This is a genomic window from Pedobacter polaris (assembly GCF_005116505.1).
Classification (GTDB): domain Bacteria; phylum Bacteroidota; class Bacteroidia; order Sphingobacteriales; family Sphingobacteriaceae; genus Pedobacter; species Pedobacter polaris.
The window spans coordinates 111,850-132,021 of the sequence record NZ_SWBR01000005.1 but is presented as its reverse complement, the minus strand read 5'-3'; the positions used below and the strand labels follow the sequence as shown (position 1 = coordinate 132,021).

20 protein-coding genes are annotated in these 20,172 nt (G+C 33.4%); 5 read left to right on the top strand and 15 right to left on the bottom strand.

All coding sequences use genetic code 11. The features are described 5' to 3' along the window. Positions 1–10 precede the first annotated feature (10 nt). The 6 genes from FA048_RS17320 to FA048_RS17295 form a co-directional block, all read right to left on the bottom strand. Positions 11–343 carry a hypothetical protein gene (locus FA048_RS17320; RefSeq protein ID WP_225872570.1) on the bottom strand — a complete coding sequence of 111 codons (333 nt, stop codon included), beginning with the start codon at positions 341–343 and terminating at the stop codon, positions 11–13. A gap of 393 nt (positions 344–736) precedes the next feature. Next, positions 737–1,378 (bottom strand): 1-acyl-sn-glycerol-3-phosphate acyltransferase, encoded by a 642-nt coding sequence (locus tag FA048_RS17315; protein ID WP_136843473.1) that lies wholly within the window; start codon positions 1,376–1,378, stop codon positions 737–739. Next, positions 1,368–2,201, bottom strand: a complete 834-nt coding sequence (locus FA048_RS17310; RefSeq protein ID WP_136843472.1) for an alpha/beta hydrolase — start codon at positions 2,199–2,201, stop codon at positions 1,368–1,370. Before FA048_RS17310 ends, FA048_RS17315 begins: the two co-directional genes overlap by 11 nt. Before the next feature lie 2 nt (positions 2,202–2,203). Further along, positions 2,204–3,202: an NAD(P)H-dependent glycerol-3-phosphate dehydrogenase gene (locus FA048_RS17305; protein ID WP_136843471.1), complete on the bottom strand. Its 999-nt coding sequence runs from the start codon at positions 3,200–3,202 to the stop codon at positions 2,204–2,206. Positions 3,203–3,333: 131 nt separating this feature from the next. Continuing rightward, positions 3,334–4,695, bottom strand: coding sequence for an efflux RND transporter periplasmic adaptor subunit (locus tag FA048_RS17300; protein WP_136843470.1), 1,362 nt, complete (start codon positions 4,693–4,695; stop codon positions 3,334–3,336). Between the two features lie 30 nt (positions 4,696–4,725). Further along, positions 4,726–6,084 (bottom strand): TolC family protein, encoded by a 1,359-nt coding sequence (locus FA048_RS17295; RefSeq protein ID WP_136843469.1) that lies wholly within the window; start codon positions 6,082–6,084, stop codon positions 4,726–4,728. Between the two features lie 82 nt (positions 6,085–6,166). On the opposite strand from FA048_RS17295, the gene FA048_RS17290 reads away from it, so the two are divergent. Together FA048_RS17290 and FA048_RS17285 are read left to right on the top strand one after the other, a co-directional pair. Continuing rightward, positions 6,167–6,784, top strand: coding sequence for a polysaccharide deacetylase family protein (locus tag FA048_RS17290; protein WP_136843468.1), 618 nt, complete (start codon positions 6,167–6,169; stop codon positions 6,782–6,784). A gap of 386 nt (positions 6,785–7,170) precedes the next feature. Next, the gene (locus tag FA048_RS17285; protein ID WP_136843466.1) at positions 7,171–9,453 is read left to right on the top strand and encodes an aconitate hydratase; all 2,283 of its coding nucleotides are present in this window, start codon (positions 7,171–7,173) and stop codon (positions 9,451–9,453) included. 90 nt (positions 9,454–9,543) lie between these two features. Here the strand turns inward: FA048_RS17285 and FA048_RS17280 are convergent, their stop codons facing one another. The 4 genes from FA048_RS17280 to FA048_RS17265 form a co-directional block, all read right to left on the bottom strand. After that, positions 9,544–9,966: a putative signal transducing protein gene (locus FA048_RS17280; RefSeq protein ID WP_136843464.1), complete on the bottom strand. Its 423-nt coding sequence runs from the start codon at positions 9,964–9,966 to the stop codon at positions 9,544–9,546. 2 nt (positions 9,967–9,968) lie between these two features. Continuing rightward, a complete protein-coding gene (locus tag FA048_RS17275) occupies positions 9,969–10,193 on the bottom strand; it encodes a putative signal transducing protein (RefSeq protein ID WP_136843462.1) in 225 nt (74 codons plus the stop codon). Positions 10,194–10,202: 9 nt separating this feature from the next. Next, positions 10,203–10,595, bottom strand: a complete 393-nt coding sequence (locus FA048_RS17270) for a hypothetical protein (RefSeq protein ID WP_136843460.1) — start codon at positions 10,593–10,595, stop codon at positions 10,203–10,205. 72 nt (positions 10,596–10,667) lie between these two features. Beyond that, positions 10,668–12,005, bottom strand: a complete 1,338-nt coding sequence (locus tag FA048_RS17265; protein WP_136843458.1) for a GH1 family beta-glucosidase — start codon at positions 12,003–12,005, stop codon at positions 10,668–10,670. A gap of 168 nt (positions 12,006–12,173) precedes the next feature. On the opposite strand from FA048_RS17265, the gene rlmH reads away from it, so the two are divergent. Continuing rightward, a complete protein-coding gene (gene rlmH, locus FA048_RS17260) occupies positions 12,174–12,647 on the top strand; it encodes a 23S rRNA (pseudouridine(1915)-N(3))-methyltransferase RlmH (RefSeq protein WP_136843456.1) in 474 nt (157 codons plus the stop codon). Continuing rightward, positions 12,625–13,440 (top strand): tetratricopeptide repeat protein, encoded by an 816-nt coding sequence (locus FA048_RS17255; protein ID WP_136843454.1) that lies wholly within the window; start codon positions 12,625–12,627, stop codon positions 13,438–13,440. Before rlmH ends, FA048_RS17255 begins: the two co-directional genes overlap by 23 nt. Before the next feature lie 237 nt (positions 13,441–13,677). Here FA048_RS17255 and FA048_RS17250 read toward each other — a convergent pair whose 3' ends face one another. Both FA048_RS17250 and FA048_RS17245 read right to left on the bottom strand, forming a co-directional pair. Beyond that, complete coding sequence (locus FA048_RS17250) at positions 13,678–14,217, bottom strand: DUF5606 family protein (protein ID WP_136843452.1); 540 nt, start codon at positions 14,215–14,217, stop codon at positions 13,678–13,680. 79 nt (positions 14,218–14,296) lie between these two features. Further along, positions 14,297–14,755 (bottom strand): peptidylprolyl isomerase, encoded by a 459-nt coding sequence (locus FA048_RS17245; protein ID WP_136843450.1) that lies wholly within the window; start codon positions 14,753–14,755, stop codon positions 14,297–14,299. Between the two features lie 177 nt (positions 14,756–14,932). On the opposite strand from FA048_RS17245, the gene FA048_RS17240 reads away from it, so the two are divergent. After that, positions 14,933–16,195 carry an asparagine synthetase B gene (locus FA048_RS17240; RefSeq protein ID WP_136843448.1) on the top strand — a complete coding sequence of 421 codons (1,263 nt, stop codon included), beginning with the start codon at positions 14,933–14,935 and terminating at the stop codon, positions 16,193–16,195. A gap of 68 nt (positions 16,196–16,263) precedes the next feature. On the opposite strand, the gene FA048_RS17235 is transcribed toward FA048_RS17240, so the two are convergent. The 3 genes from FA048_RS17235 to lpxK are packed head-to-tail and all read right to left on the bottom strand — an operon-like array spanning position 16,264 to position 20,094. Beyond that, positions 16,264–18,255, bottom strand: a complete 1,992-nt coding sequence (locus tag FA048_RS17235; RefSeq protein ID WP_136843446.1) for a putative porin — start codon at positions 18,253–18,255, stop codon at positions 16,264–16,266. After that, a complete protein-coding gene (locus tag FA048_RS17230) occupies positions 18,255–19,070 on the bottom strand; it encodes a purine-nucleoside phosphorylase (protein ID WP_136843444.1) in 816 nt (271 codons plus the stop codon). The genes FA048_RS17235 and FA048_RS17230 overlap by 1 nt, the downstream gene beginning before the upstream one ends. Further along, a complete protein-coding gene (gene lpxK, locus FA048_RS17225) occupies positions 19,042–20,094 on the bottom strand; it encodes a tetraacyldisaccharide 4'-kinase (RefSeq protein WP_136843442.1) in 1,053 nt (350 codons plus the stop codon). Before lpxK ends, FA048_RS17230 begins: the two co-directional genes overlap by 29 nt. Positions 20,095–20,172 lie beyond the last annotated feature (78 nt).

The window sequence follows — 20,172 nt, the reverse complement described above, 5'->3', positions numbered from 1 at the left end:
AAAATTTCCCCTATTTCCCAGCTGGTTTATTTCTAATTTGACTTACTTTTAAATAGACCTTCGCTCCTTTGCTATTGATGTAATACTTATTGTTTTTACCATCAATATAAACATCAGACCCATCTGGTGCTATTTTGCCTTTATATTTTGCATCTACAACTTTTGCGGTTCCTTTAACTGCAACTTCAGCAGTTTTATTCCCTACACTTTTGGCTGCTTTTCCTGTTTTCTGGATTGCCTTACCTACATCAGTTTTTTTCTCTTGTGCACCTGCAGTAAATGCAACAGAAGCTATCATTGCCATGGCAGCTAAGCTACCTACTAAATATTTTTTCGTTTTCATGATATTAGATTTTTATTAATAACAATGGACAAGTATTTATTGTTTCTTTTATTTGAAAAGCAGGGGCAGTAAATCTTTTGAAAATACAGCCTCGCTATACTTTCCAATTTTTTGTGCTTCGACAGGCTCAGCATGACAAAAAAATTTTCACTGCTATCGTGTTTAGAGAAATTGGGTTTGTACTGCTATGTTGTACAGCTTCCTTGCACCATTTTAACCTATATAGCCCTTATTGCAGTGAAAATCCTTTTTACAAGCCATGATATAGTCATCCGATAAATATTAAATCATTCTTATGTATATAGGATGCCTTCAATAAACCACAAAAAAGATTGTAATGCAAAGCAGGACTAACTTTAATTTGAGCAGTGTTACTACGTTTCGAAATAAGGTTTACATTAAAACATTTGGTGGTGGATTGTATTTTTGCTTTTGCGCTAGTTTGCAATTGGTATAAAAAACATTATATGCTTCTTCCATTTTTTCTGGAATTTGTTCTCCAGTATAATCCATAAAGTAAATACTAGCTTTTGGCTTAAAATCAGCTAAAAAATCGAGCAACATTACGGCAAAAACAACTTGTACAGGTGCTTTCTTTTTCTTCAAAATTCTATCTAAACCTTTTTCAAAATGGATTTTATTTAAATGCAAAGAAAAAACTCCGCCCTGCGGAAAAATGCCCAACATGTTTTTTTTATCGCTTAGTAATAAAGCCGCATAATCTAGCGACTCGACTAATGATTTAGATTTTTTGTTTACCGAAAAACAGCCAATATATTTTAAAGGTTTAAAAAGCAACATCTGCTCTTCTAAAACCATTACCTTAAATTCTTTTTTGAGCACTTTTCTGCACAGGTAATGCATCATAGGCCCATCATTAAAGCTAAAATGATTCATTAGCAGCAAGGTTGCAACATCTTGATTTATTTTAGGTTCGTCTATAAATATTATTTTAGAAAATTTAGACAAAATAAACTTCTCAGCAGCTAACATTAACCATTGGATAAATCTTATAGGTTTGTCTTTAATTATCATTTTGCTGAAGTTGATTTGCCAAATAACTATTCATTGTTGCATTTACTAACTCATGGCCATCATTAAAAATGTGGACATTAGCTTTGTTAAGCATTTTACCAAAGCGTTCGCCTATTTTACTCGGAAAAAGTTTGTCTTTTGTACCAAAGTACAAGTGGCAGTTTAAGTTATGTGCATTTATAGACTTTGCAATCTTTTGTCTGTTGAAAGATAACTGTGCATAATAAGTTATAGTATTGTAACATGCCAATCTGGTTTCAGTTGTGCTAAATTCAGCTTTTAATATGCGATAGATCGCGGTATCAATGTAATTTAGTTTTAACAACGTATTGAGTAAGAAATGTACTGCCTTAGGGCTATAAACCAATTTGTAAAACAACCTGTTGATGACATAATTTGCACCTCCCAATTTTAACAAGCGATTAGGCTCAATTCCATCTGGAGCTATTAAATAAACCGAATCTACTTGTTGGGGTATATTTTCGATTAAACAAAGCGCCATTCTGGTTCCAATGCTGTAAGAAAGCAATGAAATCTTTTCTACATGGGGATATTTATTTGTCAAAAACGAATTTATTTGCTGCGCAAATTGCTTTGATTGTAAACCTTTCCTAATGTTTTTAACTGAATTATCTTTGATAAAAGTATCGCCATGAAAAAACAAATCGAAGCTGATAATTTTATATCTACTACCAAATGCTTCTTCGAGTACCTTAAATTGTGTTCCTCGCATTCCAAAACCATGAAAAGCTAACAAAATTTGGTCGCCAGTTCCATATTCGTAATAATGCAAAGTACTAATATCAGTTTCGAAAATGGGCATTGTTATCTTAGTTTTTCGGTAAGTAGGCGCATTTCGCTAACTGGTGATTTTGCTTGGTAAAGAATAGAATATACTGCTTTACAAATAGGCATATCTACTTTATACTTCTGATTAATGAAATTCATGCAATTAACCGCATAATAACCTTCAGCAATCATATTCATTTCTAGTTGAGCAGATTTAACAGTATAACCCTTCCCTATCATGTTACCGAAAGTACGGTTGCGACTAAATTGTGAATAGGCTGTTACCAATAAATCTCCTAAATAAGCCGACTCTTTAATATCTCTATCTATTGGATGCACAGCATCTACAAAGTTTTTTATTTCTTGTATCGCATTAGAAATTAGTACGGCCTGAAAATTATCGCCATAACCAACCCCATGACAAATACCACTGGCAACGGCATAAATATTCTTTAAAACTGCAGCATATTCAGTCCCGAAGATATCGTCAGAAACATTGGTTTTAATATATCTGGTTGCTAAAAAACCTGCAAATTCTGCAGCCAAAGCAACTTGCATGCTGGCAATTGTTAAATAAGATAACTTCTCTAAAGCAACTTCCTCTGCATGACATGGTCCACTTATTACTAAGATATCGGTTAAAGGGACTTGGTATTTTTGATTGATAAATTCTCCAATAATTAGATTTTCATCAGGTACGATACCTTTTATTGCAGATATGATTTTTTTACCTTTCAAATCAGCAGCACTCACATTTTTTAAAGTTTCTTTTAAAAATGCAGCTGGTACATTTAAAACAATATAATCTGCTTGTTTAATGATGAATGAAATATCTGATGAAATATGCTGTACTGGTAATTTTATTTCAACAGAACTTAAATAATTTGGGTTATGCTTAAAAGATTTGATATGCGTAATTGCTTCCTCATTTCTCATCCACCAAAAAATTTCTTTTTCAGTTGCGTTGTCCGCTAACATTTTGATAATCGCAGTAGCCCAACTTCCGCCACCAATCATTGCAATTTTAGGTATCATATTATTCAAGTTAAGGATAGTTTAATCAAAACCATCTTAAAAGGTAAAAGGTTTAAAATAACACTCCAAGAGCGTTACTTTAAACCTTTCAAAATTGCATTAAAAATATTTAATTATAGTGATTTGGGCTATTACTTTTTCTTATCCGTGCTAAACAGTTTATCCTTAGTGGTTTCTTCTACCTTCATTCCGTCTTTTAACTTATTCTGGATTGCTGAATATGGCCCACTAACAATCTGCTGACCAGCTTTAAGTCCAGATTTAATGATGATATATTGATCATCTTGAATACCAGTTGTTACCTCTGCTTTTTTAACTGTTTTTGCTTTATTATCGAACAAATAAACATACTGTTTAACTTTTTTATCAGTTAGTTTTGCTTTTTGCTTATCCTGATTTTGGTCATTCCCTGCATTTGCCATTGGATCAGTAGATTTGTCTTTATCCCCAGTAAATACGGATTGAATAGGAACGGCTAATGAAGTTTCAGATTCACTTTCAATATCCACTGTTGCAGATAAACCTGGTCTAAATGGTGAAGGTAAATCTTTTGCACCGCCTTTAACACTACTATATGAGTCTGCAATAATGCGAACTTTTACAGAGAAGTTGGTTACCTGGTCTACTGATGTAGAAGCTGTACCCACACTTGTTGATGAACTTGCAATCTCGGTAACTATACCTTTAAATTTCTTGTCTGCAAAAGCGTCAACTTCAATAGATGCGCTATCACCTACATTTACACGGTTAATATCATTTTCATTCACATCTACATTTACTTCCATAGATGTTAGATTAGAGATACGCATAATTTCTGTACCAGCCATTTGCGATGTTCCTAAGATACGGTCACCTAATTCGATAGATAATTTAGAAACCACCCCATTAACTGGCGAATAAATGGTTGTTTTAGCCAAGTTAGCACCAGCCTCTTTTACGTTTGCACCAGATTGCTCTAAACCAAATTTAGCGCCAGTTACGTTTTCCTTTGCACTTGCTAAATTAGCTTTAGCAGTTAAATAAGCTGCCTTTGCTGCATCAAATTCTGAAGCAGAAATTACTTTTTTATTGTACAATTCTACATTACGTTTATAAGTTGCTTCTGCATTTACAAAATTTGCTTGTGTTTGGATCAACTGTTGTTGAGATGAAGCTACACTCGCTCTTTGAGAATTGTAAGACGCAACTGCTCTTTCATATCCAGATTGTAAAACATCTGGTCTAACTTTACAAAGCAATTGACCTTTCTTAACCACATCGCCTTCTTTAACTAAAAGTTCGGTTACCTCTCCAGATACTTCAGAACTTAACTTAACTTCTGTTTCTGGCTGTATTTTTCCACTCGCAGTTACCGTTTCTACAACTTTTTTGTCGCCTGCTTTATCTACAGTTACCTTTTCAATTTGTTCGCCACCAATAAGGCCTGCAAAATTTGCACCTAATAAAAGTACAATTAGTACACCGAAGCCAATTAAAATGTGTTTAAGTTTCATAATGTATATTAGTGTTGTTTGTTTTATGTATTAAAATATAATTTGTTTGCCTAAATAATAGTCGATTACTTTTGCTCTAAAAATCAAATCATATTTAGCTTGAATGTAATCAATTTCTGCTTTGTTTCTGTTTGTTTGTGCCGTACTATAATCTAAAGAGTTAACTAAGCCAACCGCATAACGTTGTTCAATTACATAGAAAGCATCCTTTTGAGCCGTAAAAGCATTACCTGTAGATTGATAACGACTTTCTGCAGCTTTTAAATCAGCAACTGCCTGATAAATGATTTTATTTAGGTTATTTTTTGCTAACTGTTCTTGCGTTTCAGTTTGCATTAAATTAATCCTTGCTCTTTTAACACCAGATTTAGCCTGTAAGCCATTAAAAATTGGAATTGATAAACTTAAACCTAAACCTTTTCTAATGTTATTTTTTAACTGCGACATTAATGCTTCATTTGACAAGTTATTAAAATCATAGAAATAATTAGACCCATAACTACCATTAAATGATAAACTAGGATACAAATTACCTTGGGCAACCTTAACCCCAACTTTAGCTGCAGCAGTATTTAAGCTAGCTAATTTAATATCTGGAAAAAGGTTAAGTGCATTATTATAAACTTCTTCTGCATTATAGCTACTTGATGAATTTTTGAAACTATCAACTACTGGAGCCTGTACTTCATAAACTGAAGATGAAGGAATATCCATTAATTGTGCTAAAGTTAAATAAGAAATAGATAATGCATTTGCTGCGTTGGTAACATTTAATTCTGCTGTGGCCAATTGAGATTTAGATTGTGATAAATCTGCTAATGTTTTATTCCCAACATCCAACAATTGTTGTTGTTGGTTAAGTTGTTGCTTAGCAACAGTTAATTGATCTTCTGCTGCTTTTAAAAAATCTTTATTATAAAGAATTTGAAGATAAGAGGTAATAACTGATAAGATTAAGTCGTTTTTAACCTTTTCTGTATTGGTTTTACCAGCATCTAACAGAAGTTTATTTTGCTTAATCTGGTTTATTTTTGACAAACCATTAAACACATCTATGCTAGAACTTATGCTTGGATTTAGGTTATAATTCTGCGTATTTTGAAACAGACCTGAAGCAACTTGGTTACGACCCCAACCCATACTTTGACCAACACTGGCATTTAAGTTTGGGTATAACGCCATTTTCGATTGTTGTAACGTAACCTCTGATAAGCTTTCACTTAATTTAGATTGCTTAACCTGTAAGTTATTAGTTAAGGTTTTATCTATCGCCTGTTGTATTGTAATTACCTCTTGTGCAAAGCTTGTTTGGCTAATTGCTGTGGTAACAATAAACGATAAAATAAAAGAAAGCTTAGTTAGAAAGCTATAATTGGCAACTTGTTTCATAAAAATTTGTTTCGCAATAATAAATAAACAATTAATTGGTTTTTTAAATTTTGTAAGTGCAACCTAAATATTACTTTTGGTTATGTACTTGGTTAAATCTCCCCTTTTACTTAAATGGTATTATTCTGCATTAATATGGAATAAGCCACGCTCAGCAAAAATTGTTTATTTAACCTTTGACGATGGACCTATACCCAATGTTACAGACTTTGTATTAAATACTTTAAAAAGCTTTGACGCTAAAGCTACTTTCTTCTGCATTGGCGATAACATTGTTAAACATCCTGAAATTTTTGAAAAATTAAAAAAAGATGGCCATGCAATAGGAAACCATACATTTAATCACTTAAAAGGATGGAAAACTAAAGACGACACCTACATCAATAATTGTCTTAAATGTCAAGAACTTACGCAAAGTAATCTTTTTCGTCCACCTTTTGGAAGGATAAAAAAATCTCAAAGCTCAATTCTCAAATCTCTAATCCCAAATCTAAACATTATTATGTGGGATGTATTAAGCGGAGATTTTGACATTGATCTTTCTCCAGAAAAATGTTTTCAAAACGTAATCAAAAATACTGAAAATGGTTCTATCATTGTATTTCATGATAGCTTAAAGGCTTTTGATCGTTTAAAGTATGCTTTGCCTAAAACCATCCAGTATTTAAGCGATAAAGGCTACCAATTTGGCACACTTTAATTAGAGTTTAAAAAGCCAAGTTAATGCCAAGATAAAACCAGCACACAACTATCTAGTTTTTAATTATTTAGATAAATTTATTGTCTCTAGAGTGTTCGGTAATGTACAAAGCTGTTCGATAATGGACAAGAGCAAGGAAGAACTACAAAAAGATGAACATAGGCTAAAGCACAATTAAAAATATTTTGTAATCGTTGGCCTCCAAATTTCCAGAATTACATACTTTCTTACAAAAAACTTTATGCTATGCCTTAATATTCTTAAATAAAGTTATTTAGAATACTTCCAAATAATATAATGATATACAGATGATAGCGTTAAGCCTGTTTTTTTTGTAAATTCGCTACCAATTAGACGAATAGATTACCTTTAAACCAATATTATCAATGGCTTTTGATATAGAAATGATCAAAAAGGTGTATGCAAATTTTAGCAGTCGTGTAGATGCGGCTCGTAAAGTTGTTGGCAGACCTTTAACACTTTCAGAGAAAATATTATATACTCACCTTTGGGATGGAAATGCAAAAACAGCATTTATCCGTGGAACAGACTATGTAGATTTTGCACCAGATAGAGTTGCTATGCAAGATGCAACTGCTCAAATGGCGTTATTACAATTTATGCAAGCTGGTCGCCCACAAGTTGCAGTACCTTCTACTGTACATTGCGATCACCTAATCACAGCTAAACTTGGAGCAGAAATAGATTTACCTCATGCAAATACAGAGAGTAAGGAAGTTTTTGATTTCCTTGCTTCAGTTTCTAATAAATATGGTATTGGTTTTTGGAAACCAGGTGCAGGAATTATTCACCAAGTAGTATTAGAAAATTATGCTTTTCCTGGCGGGATGATGATTGGTACTGATAGTCATACTGTAAACGCAGGTGGTTTAGGTATGGTTGCCATTGGTGTTGGTGGTGCAGATGCTTGTGATGTAATGGCGGGTTTACCTTGGGAGCTTAAATTTCCAAAATTAATTGGTGTTAAGTTAACTGGTAAATTAAATGGCTGGACTTCGGCTAAAGATGTAATCTTAAAAGTGGCTGGTATTTTAACTGTAAAAGGTGGTACTGGTGCAATTGTAGAATATTTTGGCGATGGTGCAGAAAATTTAAGCTGTACTGGCAAAGGAACCATCTGTAACATGGGTGCTGAAATTGGTGCAACTACATCTACTTTTGGCTACGACGAAAGCATGGAACGTTATTTACGTGCTACGAACCGTGCTGATGTTGCTGATGCCGCAAATGAAATTAAAGAACACTTAACTGGAGATGCAGAAGTTTATGCAAATCCAGAAAGATATTTTGACCAATTAATTGAAATTAATCTTGATGAATTAGAACCATATTTGAATGGTCCTTTCACACCAGATTTGGCTACACCTATTTCACAAATGAAAGAAGTTGCTGCTGCTAATGGTTGGCCATTAAAGGTTGAATGGGGTTTAATTGGTTCATGTACCAACTCCTCTTATGAAGATTTATCTCGTGCTGCTTCCATCGCGAAACAAGCAATTGATAAAGGTTTAGGTATTAAATCTGAGTTTGGTATTAACCCAGGTTCTGAGCAAGTTCGTTATACTGCAGATCGTGATGGTTTATTAGGAACTTTCGAAGATTTAAATGCAACTATTTTCACCAATGCTTGCGGGCCATGTATTGGCATGTGGGATAGAACAGGCGCAGAAAAAGCTGAGAAAAACACAATCGTTCACTCGTTTAATAGAAACTTTGCTAAACGTGCTGATGGCAATCCAAACACTTATGCCTTTGTAACCTCTCCAGAAATAGTTGCAGCTATTGCAATTGCCGGAAATTTAGGTTTTAATCCATTAACTGACACATTAACAAACGATAAAGGTGAACAGGTTAAATTGGATCCGCCAGTTGGTGATGAATTACCTGTAAATGGTTATGCTGTAGAAGATGCAGGTTTCCAAGCACCAGCTGAAGATGGCTCTGGCGTTCAGGTTTTAGTATCTCCAACTTCTCATCGTTTACAATTATTAGACCCATTTACTCCTTGGGAAGGTACTGACTTAAAACGCTTAAAATTATTAATAAAAGCTAAAGGTAAGTGTACTACCGACCATATTTCAATGGCTGGACCTTGGTTAAAATTCCGTGGTCACTTAGATAATATATCTAACAACATGTTGATTGGTGCCGTTAATTATTTTAACGATAAAACAGATAATGTTAAAAATGAATTGACTGGCGAATATGGCCCTGTACCAGCAACTCAGCGTGCATACAAAGCAGCGGGAATAGGTTCTGTTGTAGTTGGCGATGAAAACTACGGAGAAGGCTCATCTCGTGAACATGCAGCTATGGAGCCTCGACACTTAGGTGTACGTGCTGTATTGGTGAAATCATTTGCTCGTATCCACGAAACAAACCTTAAAAAACAAGGTATGTTAGGCTTAACCTTTGCGGATAAGGATGATTATGATAAAATTCGTGAAGATGATACTATTGATATCCATGGATTAACCACTTTTGCACCGAATGTTCCTTTAAAAATGGATTTACACCATTCTGACGGGACTAAGGAAACAATTATTGTTAACCATAGTTACAATGCTCAACAAATTGAATGGTTTAAAGCTGGTGGTGCATTAAACATCATTAGAAGAGAAGCCGCCATAAAAGCAGCAGGACTATAAGTCTGAGGTTTATATCCCGATGTCCAAAGTTTGGGTATCTTGTTAAATAAAAAATCCCGTTTTGAGTAAAATCAGAATGGGATTTTTTATTTATTTAAATTCATTACCACATTCATAACAGTGGTAACATTTATTTGCCTTAAACGGATAAATGAAAAACAATAAAGAAATAATAGTTACCCACCAACTGAATCTTTTCTTAGTAGCTTGGCCAAAGCTTACATTTGTAGAACCGCATTTTTCACACTCAACCTTATCTTCTTCAATAATAGTTTCAGCATTATCTTCAATAAAATCTTGTTCTTCGTTTAGTAAAATATTTATTCTCTCAATATCTTTTTCAAATACATTTAGTTTTACACCCCCTATTGCTTGATTATACATAGGCTGGATAGTTGCAACATGCTCATCCGTAAGAAAACATGGAATATCACTATCCTCTAACCTACTTTTTATAATATTTGCTTCTATGGGATTGTAGTATGAACTGTAAACAACAATCTTATCTTCCATCTTTATAAAATTACATCATCTGCTAAAAACTTGCTTATTTCATCAGCTTCGTTTTCAAATACATGTAGTTGTATTCCACTTATAGATGGGTCGAAAAAAGTTCTTAGTCCGGCAGTGCTTTCTCCAGAAAGAAAACAGTTAAAACCAGCATCTTTTAATCTAGTCATTACAATATTAGCCTCAAGAGGATCTTGAAATGTTGTATATACTATAATTTTATCATCCATTTAACAAAGCTAGTAAACAAACTTGGGTTTACCATCAACACATTCAATACCTTTCGGTGGCATGACAAACATACAGTCAGACGCCACATCCCATTTCACATTGTAAGCCTTTTGTTTCTCTGTATAAAGAGCTACTTTCTCAAGGAATTCTGCTTCATCAATTTTTACAGCATAAGCAATATATCCAGTTGGACCTCCGCATGCTTTAGAACCAATTGCTGTAAATTTCCATTCTCCAGCATTTTCGCAAGTATGTTGATTTGCAATATTTTCAATTTCTTTTTTCAATGCGGTTATTTCTTTGTCTTCTTGTTTTCTATTATACAAGTCTTTTTCTTCACATCCATTAACCACAAAGAACAGCGAAACGATTAATAAACCTTTTGATAAAATATGCTTCATGTCATTTAGTTTTAGCTATAACGACAAAAGATTTTAAAACGCTACAAGAAGTTTAAAATACAAGGCTGTTTGTTATTTGGTTAAAAATTCTTGCCACCAATATCCAGATTTTTTAATTGTTCTTTCTTGTGTTTCAAAATCATTGTATACCAATCCAAATCTTGCTTCATAGCCTTCAGCCCATTCAAAATTATCCATCAATGTCCAAGCCATGTAACCTGTAATATTCACGCCTTCATTTTTTGCTTTTAACATCGCTGTTAAGTATAATATAAAATAAGCTATGCGTTCATCATCATTAACTATTCCATTTACTAATTTATCATTAAAAGCCGCCCCATTTTCTGTAATTATAATTTCCTTAACGTTTGGATAGGCCGCAAACTGTTTAATAATATTGTAAAAACTATCTGCATTAATCTCCCATCCCATTTTGGTATGTGGCTTTTTTCTACTTTTTGCTTTAACTTCCCAGGCCTGTATAACCGGAATAAATGCATTAAACTTTATAACCAATGGAAAATAATTTTGCAAACCAATAAAATCGAAATCAAATGTCATTCTTTCTTTATGCCGCCAAGTAGAATGACTAACTGCAAATTTTTCTAGCACATCCCAATCTGCAGTGGGGAAACCCATGCCTAAAGTTGGCTCAATAAACAATCGATTCATTAAACAATCTACCCTTTTTGCAGCAAGTAAATCTGTTTCGTTATGTGTATACGGTATAATTTCTGAACAGGAGAATGTAGTGCCAATATTCGCATTTTTCACTTCAGACCTCAAAATTCTACCTCCATCTGCTTGGGCAATGGTTGCGTGCTGTACAGCAGAAAAGAAATTTGTCAATCCTGTTTCTCCGGGGGCATGAATACCCAGCATATAACCTAAAGATGTAAAACCAAAAGGTTCATTCATTACAATCCAGTTTTTAACTTTATCTCCATAAGTTTTAGCACACAACAATACAAATTCATTAAAATCTGCATTGATGCTGTAAGCTGTCCAACCACCATTTTTAGCTAATGCTTCAGGCAAATCCCAATGATATAGCGTAACATACGGAATAAGACCATGCTGCAAACATTCATCAATCACCTTATGATAAAAGGCAATACCATCTTTATTGACCTGACCTTTACCAAATGGCAATACTCTTGACCATGCAATTGAAAACCGAAAAACTTTAAAGCCTAAAGTTTTTACCAATAAAATATCGTTTTTATAGTTATGGTAAAAATCACAAGCTATTTGAGGATGATGGGACTTTTTAATTTTACCCTTTCTTTTCGCAAAAGTATCCCACATGGAAAGCCCTTTTCCATAGGTATTTGCTGCGCCTTCAATTTGAGTTGCTGCAGTTGCAACTCCCCATAAAAAATCACTTCCAAAGTCAGCGGTATTAAGCATGTGGTAATTAAATTTCACTAAGGTTATAAATTACTATTAACTTAATATTAACAACAGACAATAGTTAAAGATTGACATTTTTTTCATTCAACGGTTAAACTTTCTTGCTAAATATTTGAGGCCATTAGCCTTAATTAGGTAATTTAGATTCACTTTAAAACAAATCATTTGAGAATTACATTAATAGCTGTAGGCAAAACAGAAGACAAATACCTAATTGAAGGTATTGAAAAGTACTTAGGGAGATTAAAACACTATATCAATTTTAATATTTTAATCATTCCAGATATTAAGAACACTAAAAATCTTTCAGAAGCGCAGCAAAAATCTAAAGAAGCAGAATTTATAAGTAAGCAAATCAATCCAACAGATATTGTTGTTTTACTTGATGAAAAAGGCAAAAAACATAGTTCCATATCATTTTCTGAATATTTAAATAAGCAAATGATTGGCAGTGTACAGCATTTGGTTTTTATAATTGGTGGCCCGTACGGATTTGATGAAACGATTTACAAACGTTCAAACACAAGCATCTCACTCTCTGACATGACTTTTTCACATCAAATGGTGAGATTATTTTTTGTTGAGCAATTATATAGAGCTTTCACCATTTTAAAAAATGAACCTTATCACCATGCTTAAAAAATTAACATTTTTCATTACAATCATTTTATTAAGCAATGCTGCATCCGCTCAAGAAAATGAATACAATTTAGGCCTAAAACTTTATAACCTTAAAGATTATGCAGGTGCGATTAATTATTTTACTGCTGCAATTAAAATAGATACCAATTTTAGCGAAGGATATGAAATTAGGGCAGCAGCCAAGCAACAATTAAAAAACTATAGTGGTGCTCTGGAAGATTATGCTAAAGCACTCCGAATAAATCCAGAGAGCACGAATAATTATTCGTCTATGGCGTATATTAAATATCTATTAAAAGACAACAAGGGGGCAGTTGCCGACTATAATAGTGCAATTAAACTAGACAGCGATAATGAAAGCAGTTATTACAATAGAAGCTTGGCATATATTGCAATGAAAGATTATAAAGCTGCAATGAGCGATTTAGACAAGGCAATTACAATCGACGCGAAATACGTTGATGCCTACTTGGCCAGAGCTCATGCAAAAAGAGTTTTGGGTGATAACAATGGTGCAATTTTAGATTATACCAATGTTATTAAAAATGATGATACAAATGTAGTGGCTTATTTTAACAGGGGACTGTTAAAGGCTTTAAAGGAAGATTATCAAAATTCAATTTTTGATTTCACGAAAACAATTGCCTTAGATGCTAAAAATGGAAAAGCTTATTATAATAGAGGATTATCTAAAATTAAGTTAAAACAAGAAGGCTGTTCAGATATTAAAAAAGCTATACAATTAGGTTATAAAGAAGCTTCAACACTATTTAATAACCATTGTAAATAATGACAATTATGGAAATAAGTTTCAAAATTCATCATTAATAAAAGAAAAAATTATGGTGCCTGGAGATTATAAAAGAAAGTATAAGTTTAAAACTGACACTTCAAAAGAAAAAAAATATTTTAACATTGCTATCATCGTATCTATAATTATGATAATAGTGTTGTGGTTTTTAATCAACTAATTTTAGGGCAAAAAAAAACATCCCAATAAATTGAGATGTTCTTAAAATATTAAAAACTATACGCCTTTTTTGCTTGTCATACTAGCTTTTTTAGCTGGTGCTGATTTTGCCGTAGGCGCTTTAGCATTTGTTGGCTTGGCTTTAGGTGTAACAGTTTTAGGTTTTAAATCTGTTTTATCATCTTTTGCACCTTCTTCTTCTGTTCCAGGAGCAGCCTCTTTAAATAAAGGCATATCTTTTATTAAATGATACCAAGTTAAAATTTTCTTCATATCAGAAGTATAAACTTTCTCTTGGTCATGACCTGGAGCAACTTCTAAAAAGAAATTTTTCAATGTAGTTCCATCAGCTTTTGCATCTGGTGCCGTTGCTTTTTTAGCATCAATATTGCCTAAAACATCAATTAATTTCAATTCTTCATCTTCACCATAAATGGTAATATCTTCTAATGAAGCTAGTTTTGTATTAGAAATATTTGCAACAATTTTTAATTTGTGCTCATCTAAACTTTCTAAAACATAACCTGATTTGTTTTGTCCAACAAGTTTAAATAAACCTGGTCTGCCAGATACGGCTACAATTCCTCTTAAATTCATATATGTATTTTCGTATGGAGTAATGCGTATTGCGTAACGCGATTGATCTCAATACGCTGTACGCAATACCCTATACTAATTAATCTTCTAAAACTTCAATCGATAAAATTTTATCGCCTTGTCTAATATCGTCAACAATATCTACATTTTCTACAACCTTACCAAAACAAGTATGGTTACGATCTAAATGTGCTGTATTAGCTCTACTGTGACAGATAAAAAATTGCGAACCTCCAGTATTTCTTCCAGCGTGTGCCATAGACAAAACACCACGATCATGAAATTGATTTTCGCCATCTAATTCGCAGTCAATTTTATAACCAGGCCCACCAGTACCCGGCATACCAGTTGCACCATCTTTAGAATTTGGGCAACCACCTTGAACCATAAAATTAGGGATTACACGATGAAAACTAATTCCATCATAAAAGCCTTCACTGGCTAATTTCTTAAAATTGGCAACTGCTTTAGGAGCATCTTTTTCATAGAACTCAACAGTCATGTCGCCTTTATCAGTTTTTATTATTGCTTTGCTCATAGTATTTTTTTGTGAGGGGCAAATTTAGTAAAAATCAAATGATTAGCTATAACTAATACAGTATAAATCCTGTTAAGAATTTATAATTAATACCAATTACATTAATTTTAACGTTTTGTAGGGATAATAATTTTATAATAGCCACCAAAAAATATACATTCGTAGGTACATCGAATTATGATTTTAAAAAAATACATCTTCTTAGTTGTTGTTCTGCTGCTGTCTGTGGCTGCAAAAGCTTCATCCATTCTAATTTACATGGATGAAGGACAAAAAAATCATCTTAAAGCCTATGGCATTGCCTATTGGAGTATTGCCAAACAAGCCGAAGTAGATTGGCTTTTAAATTACCGAGGCGGGAGTTTTTTAATTAAGTATAATAAAGCCGTAGAAGATGAATGCAAAGTTCGTGGTGTATCTTATGAAGTAATTGCAGATGGAAAGGTAAATGTTATTCTAAATGAAATTAACGATCCGGCAGTAAACATGGAAATGGTTAAGTTAGAAAAAACACCAAAAATTGCTGTTTACTCTCCAAAAAGTAAATTACCTTGGGATGATGCCGTTACCTTGGTTTTAACTTATGCCGAAATTCCATACGATTTAATTTATGATGATGAAGTTTTAAAAGACAAATTAACCAGTTATGATTGGCTGCACTTACACCATGAAGATTTTACTGGTCAATATGGTAGGTTTTGGGCCTCTTTTAGAAACGCCACTTGGTATAGAGAGGATGTAAAATATCAGGAAGCAGCGGCAAAAAGAAATGGCTTTAAAAAGGTAAGCGATATGAAACTAGCAGTTGCTAAGCGAATTAAGGAATTTTGTGCTGGTGGTGGGTTTCTATTTGCCATGTGTTCTGGTACCGACAGCTTTGACATTGCGCTTGCTGCAGAAGGCATTGATATTGCAGAAAACATGTTTGATGGGGATGGCACGGATGCCAATGCGCAGTCGAGGATAAATTTTGAAAACAGTGTTGCTTTTAAGGATTTTACAATAGATATGAATCCTAATAACTATGAGTTTTCTGATATTGATGTAACACAAACTAGAAATTTTAACGAAAGCAACGACTACTTTACCCTATTTGATTTTTCGGCCAAATGGGATTTAGTGCCTACAATGCTTACCCAAGATCATGATAAAGTTATTAAGGGCTTTATGGGGCAAACTACAGCGTTTAGAAAAAGTTTGGTAAAGCCTAGTGTAACTGTTTTGGGAGAAAACAAAGGTGGCGGAGAAGTACGTTATTTACACGGAGAAATTGGGAAGGGCCAGTTTACTTTTTATGGAGGTCATGATCCAGAAGATTACCAACACCAAGTGAACGACCCACCTACAGATTTAAGTTTACATCCAAATTCACCTGGGTATAGGTTAATTTTAAATAATGTTTTATTCCCAGCGGCGAAAAAGAAACCTCAGAAAACCTAAATATTTTAAGTTTTAAGTTATACGTTTTAAGTTGACTTATTACTTAAAACTTAGCACGTACAACTTATTTAATCGTAGAAATTCCAACTTACCCCAAACTTTAATAATTTATCTGGCATTGGATATTGTTTTACTGTGTAATAGCCTTGGCTAAACAAACCTTGATTTACATATTCATACTTTACAAATAGATTAGCACGGCGTAAACCTGCTTTTACCCAAACATCAACAACTGGTTTTGAGCCAAGTTTCTCATCGATATTATAAAACTGGCTTGCTGCCGGTGAATAAGCCGTTACGGAATAAGTTGTATTATATCTAATATCAACCCCTATCTGTGTTTTAAGTGTTTTAAAAAAGGTTTGATCCTTATACAAACTATTAAAAGTATAAATTTCTGGTATTCTTAACACCCTTGCGTTATCTGTTTTTTGATAAACAGCGTATGCATCTAAATGCCAAGTACCTAAAGTAAATTTCTTTCCTAAACTTAACTTAAGCAAACTAATATCTCCACCTTCTTGGGTTGGGATAATACCGCTAGCGCCATCACCTACAAAGTATAAATAATTTGTTATTAAGTAATAAGAAGCGTTTGCATCTAAATTATATTTAGCATTTAAATAACTAAAAGATAGGTTAGCTGTTTTTGTGCGGTCAAATTTCTTATCCCAATTGTAATGGTTTCCATAATAGCGATTGAACAGCTGTTCTGGAGATTTATTTTGCAAATATGCCCCTAAAACAATTCTACCTACATTCTTACTTAGCAGCAAATTACTTTTTGCTTCATATAAAAAATCACCCGTATTTTCTCCTTGAAAAATCTGTTGTAAATCTAAATTAAAATCAATTCTATTGCTAAAACGATACCCTAAAGACCCCAATAATGTTATATTTTGAAATGATGTTTCGTAAGAATAAAACCTTGTAGTATCTCTAAGAATTCCATATTGCCCATATTTATAAAAATCATGCCTTATACCTGCATCTATCTTAAGCTCGTTTTTAATGAGTGAGGTTCCTTTTGCTCGCAAAAAGAAACTATAAATAAACTCGTTCATTACATGCTTTACATTTGTAGAATCGTTTGTAAATACAGAGTCTACAGCATTTCGGGGTAAAACTTTATAAGAATCTATTTCATCCTTTTTAAAGGAGTAATCGTTTCTAGTGTAAGCTAAAGTGTAAGTTATTTTATTGGTTGGCAGTATGCTTTGTTGTGCAGTTATACCTGTACTGTCAATTCTGCCAACAAAATAACTTTGTTTTAACATCCATGAATTTTTGCGCCAAAGCTGTCTTGCTGTTGAGAGCCTTACTGGTTCTGCCAATTTATCTACTAGAAGATCTCCATTAGCCTTAAAAATGGTATCATTTACCGGCGAACCATTTTCTTCGGCTTTTAAGGTATTAAAAACCCCGTCGAACCACAAAGTATAGCGTTTATTTGGCGATTGATACCAAGTAAATACGGATGCATTCAAATGATCCCCACGTTGATGGGTATAAGCGCCATTTGCCCCTATTCTATTAAAATTAGCCCCGAAATTCCAATTTTTATTTATGTTTTGAGTATGAAGTAATTTTAAAACCTGTTCTTTATCTCCAGCATTTACATAATATAGATTTGTAAATGGCGAACGAGCTCTATAAAACTTTACATCCTCATGGTTCAGCATGTAAAAGTCTAATGCATGAAAACCTGCATCAAAGCCTATGGTTTTAACCGGCTCAAACAACAAGGGTCTTGCGGCTAGCCCTAAAACACCAGTACCTGCAGTTGGCCTGCGTGGTTGGGCAATTAAGCTAAAATTCTGTATACCTGTTAAGCCAGTATCAATAGGGATAGTTTGAATACTGTCTTTAGTTAGTTTATGCGTTGTATATCTAATGTATTTAGAGTTGAAAATAACTGAATCTGCGCCGGCTTCTGCTTTTTTACGGGCCGAGTCGAGCTCCTTATTCTTAGTTACCTCTGTTTTTAAATCTTGGGCAAAAACATTGGCTATTCCAAACGATAGGCAACAAAAAAGAAGTGATGCAAGTATTTTTCGCATTATAAAGTAGAGATAAGCTGGCTAAGAATTTGTGTCATTTTTGGTTCTGCAATAGCTGCAGTTTCTAAAATTTCTTCTAAATTAAAAGGTTGTAAATCTTCAGGAAAACCTTCATCTGTTAAAACTGAAATCGCAAAAACAGGTAATCCCATGTGGTTAGCTACAATTACTTCTGGTACAGTGCTCATGCCAACAGCATCTCCACCAATAATACGCAAATATTTATATTCTGCCTTGGTTTCTAAATTTGGTCCAGTTACGGCAACATAAACACCTTGGTGACAAGTAATCTTTTCTGCTTTAGCAATCTTTAAACCTTGTGCAACCAATTTTCGGTTATAAGGTTGGCTCATATCTGGAAACCGTGGGCCTAAATCTGAATCATTAATTCCACGAAGCGGACTTTCTGGTTGTAAATTAATATGGTCATTAATAATCATTAAATCGCCCTTTTTAAATGCTGGGTTTAATGAACCCGCAGCATTAGAAACGAATAAATGTTGAATACCCAATGCTTTTAAAACCCTAATAGGCGATGTAATTTGTTGCATTGAATAACCTTCATAATAGTGCAATCTGCCTTGCATAGCGACTACTTTTTTCCCTTTTAAAGTTCCGAAAATTAATTTCCCAGAATGAAATTCTAAAGTAGAGATTGGAAAATTAGGAATGCTAGAGTACATAACACTATGCAAAACCTCTATTTCTTTAACTAAACCACCTAGTCCAGTGCCTAAAACTATACCAACTTCTGGCTCAAAAGTGCCAATCTTTTTTTTAAGGTACTCAACTGATTCTTTTAGCGCTTGCAACATAGTCTAGTATATTTTTATCAAAGGTAAATTTATCTTTTGGTGCCAACTCTATTTCTATTGGCAAATAGTATACTGGCAAATTTAACAGTAAATCTTTTAAATTATTGCCTAATAAACGTTGGCTATCTTTTTCTGTTGTAATTATTATTTTTTCCTTAGCAGGATGATTGTTAAACGCATTAATTAAGGTATTAATATCTGCTCTGGTAAAATTATAATGGTCTGGATATTCGAATTGCTTAATGTCTGCTGAAAACCCTTCTAAATAACCTACCAATGGTTTTGGATTAGCTATTCCCGTTAACAAAAAGACAACTTCCTTATTAATTTCCTTTTTAATGTCTTTTGTAATTAAATGAACCAATTCGCCATATTTTATAGAAGAGAAAGAAATTCTTTGTTCAATTGTTAAATCAATTTTTCTTCTAACGGCTATTTGATCAACCATATTTACAGGATTAGGGCTTTTGGTAATTAGCACCGCATTTGCTCTAATGTAGTTGGCAAAATGTTCTCTCAAATTCCCTGTTGGCAATAAAAATTGCCAACGCCTTAATTGATCAAACTCAAAAAGTAATATATTAAACCCTGCCTTAACAGCCCTATGTTGGTAGGCGTCATCTAGTAAAATAACATCATGATTTTCTTTTAGCTGATTAATTCCATGTACCCTATCCTCGCAAACTGCAACAGTTACGGTCGCAAATTTTTGGTGGTATTGCATTGGTTCATCACCTATAGTTTCAGTTGTCGAATTTTCATCCGCTAGTACAAAGCCATTCGTTTTACGGCCATACCCCCTACTTAAAATAGCTACTTTATAATTTTCCAATAACCTCACTAAGTATTCTGTAGTAGGAGTTTTGCCTGCTCCACCAACAACCAAATTACCTATACAAATTACAGGCAAATCGAACTTTGTTGATTTTAAAATACCCCAATCATAGCATTTATTCCTTAGCAGGATAATAAACCCATAAATTAATGTAATTGGAAATAATAGAAGACGTAAAAATTTAATCATGTTAGTTTTCAAAAATAAGGATAATTTAAAAAACAAAAGCAACACTTTTAATCACGTAGCTTTGCTTGCATATTTCTA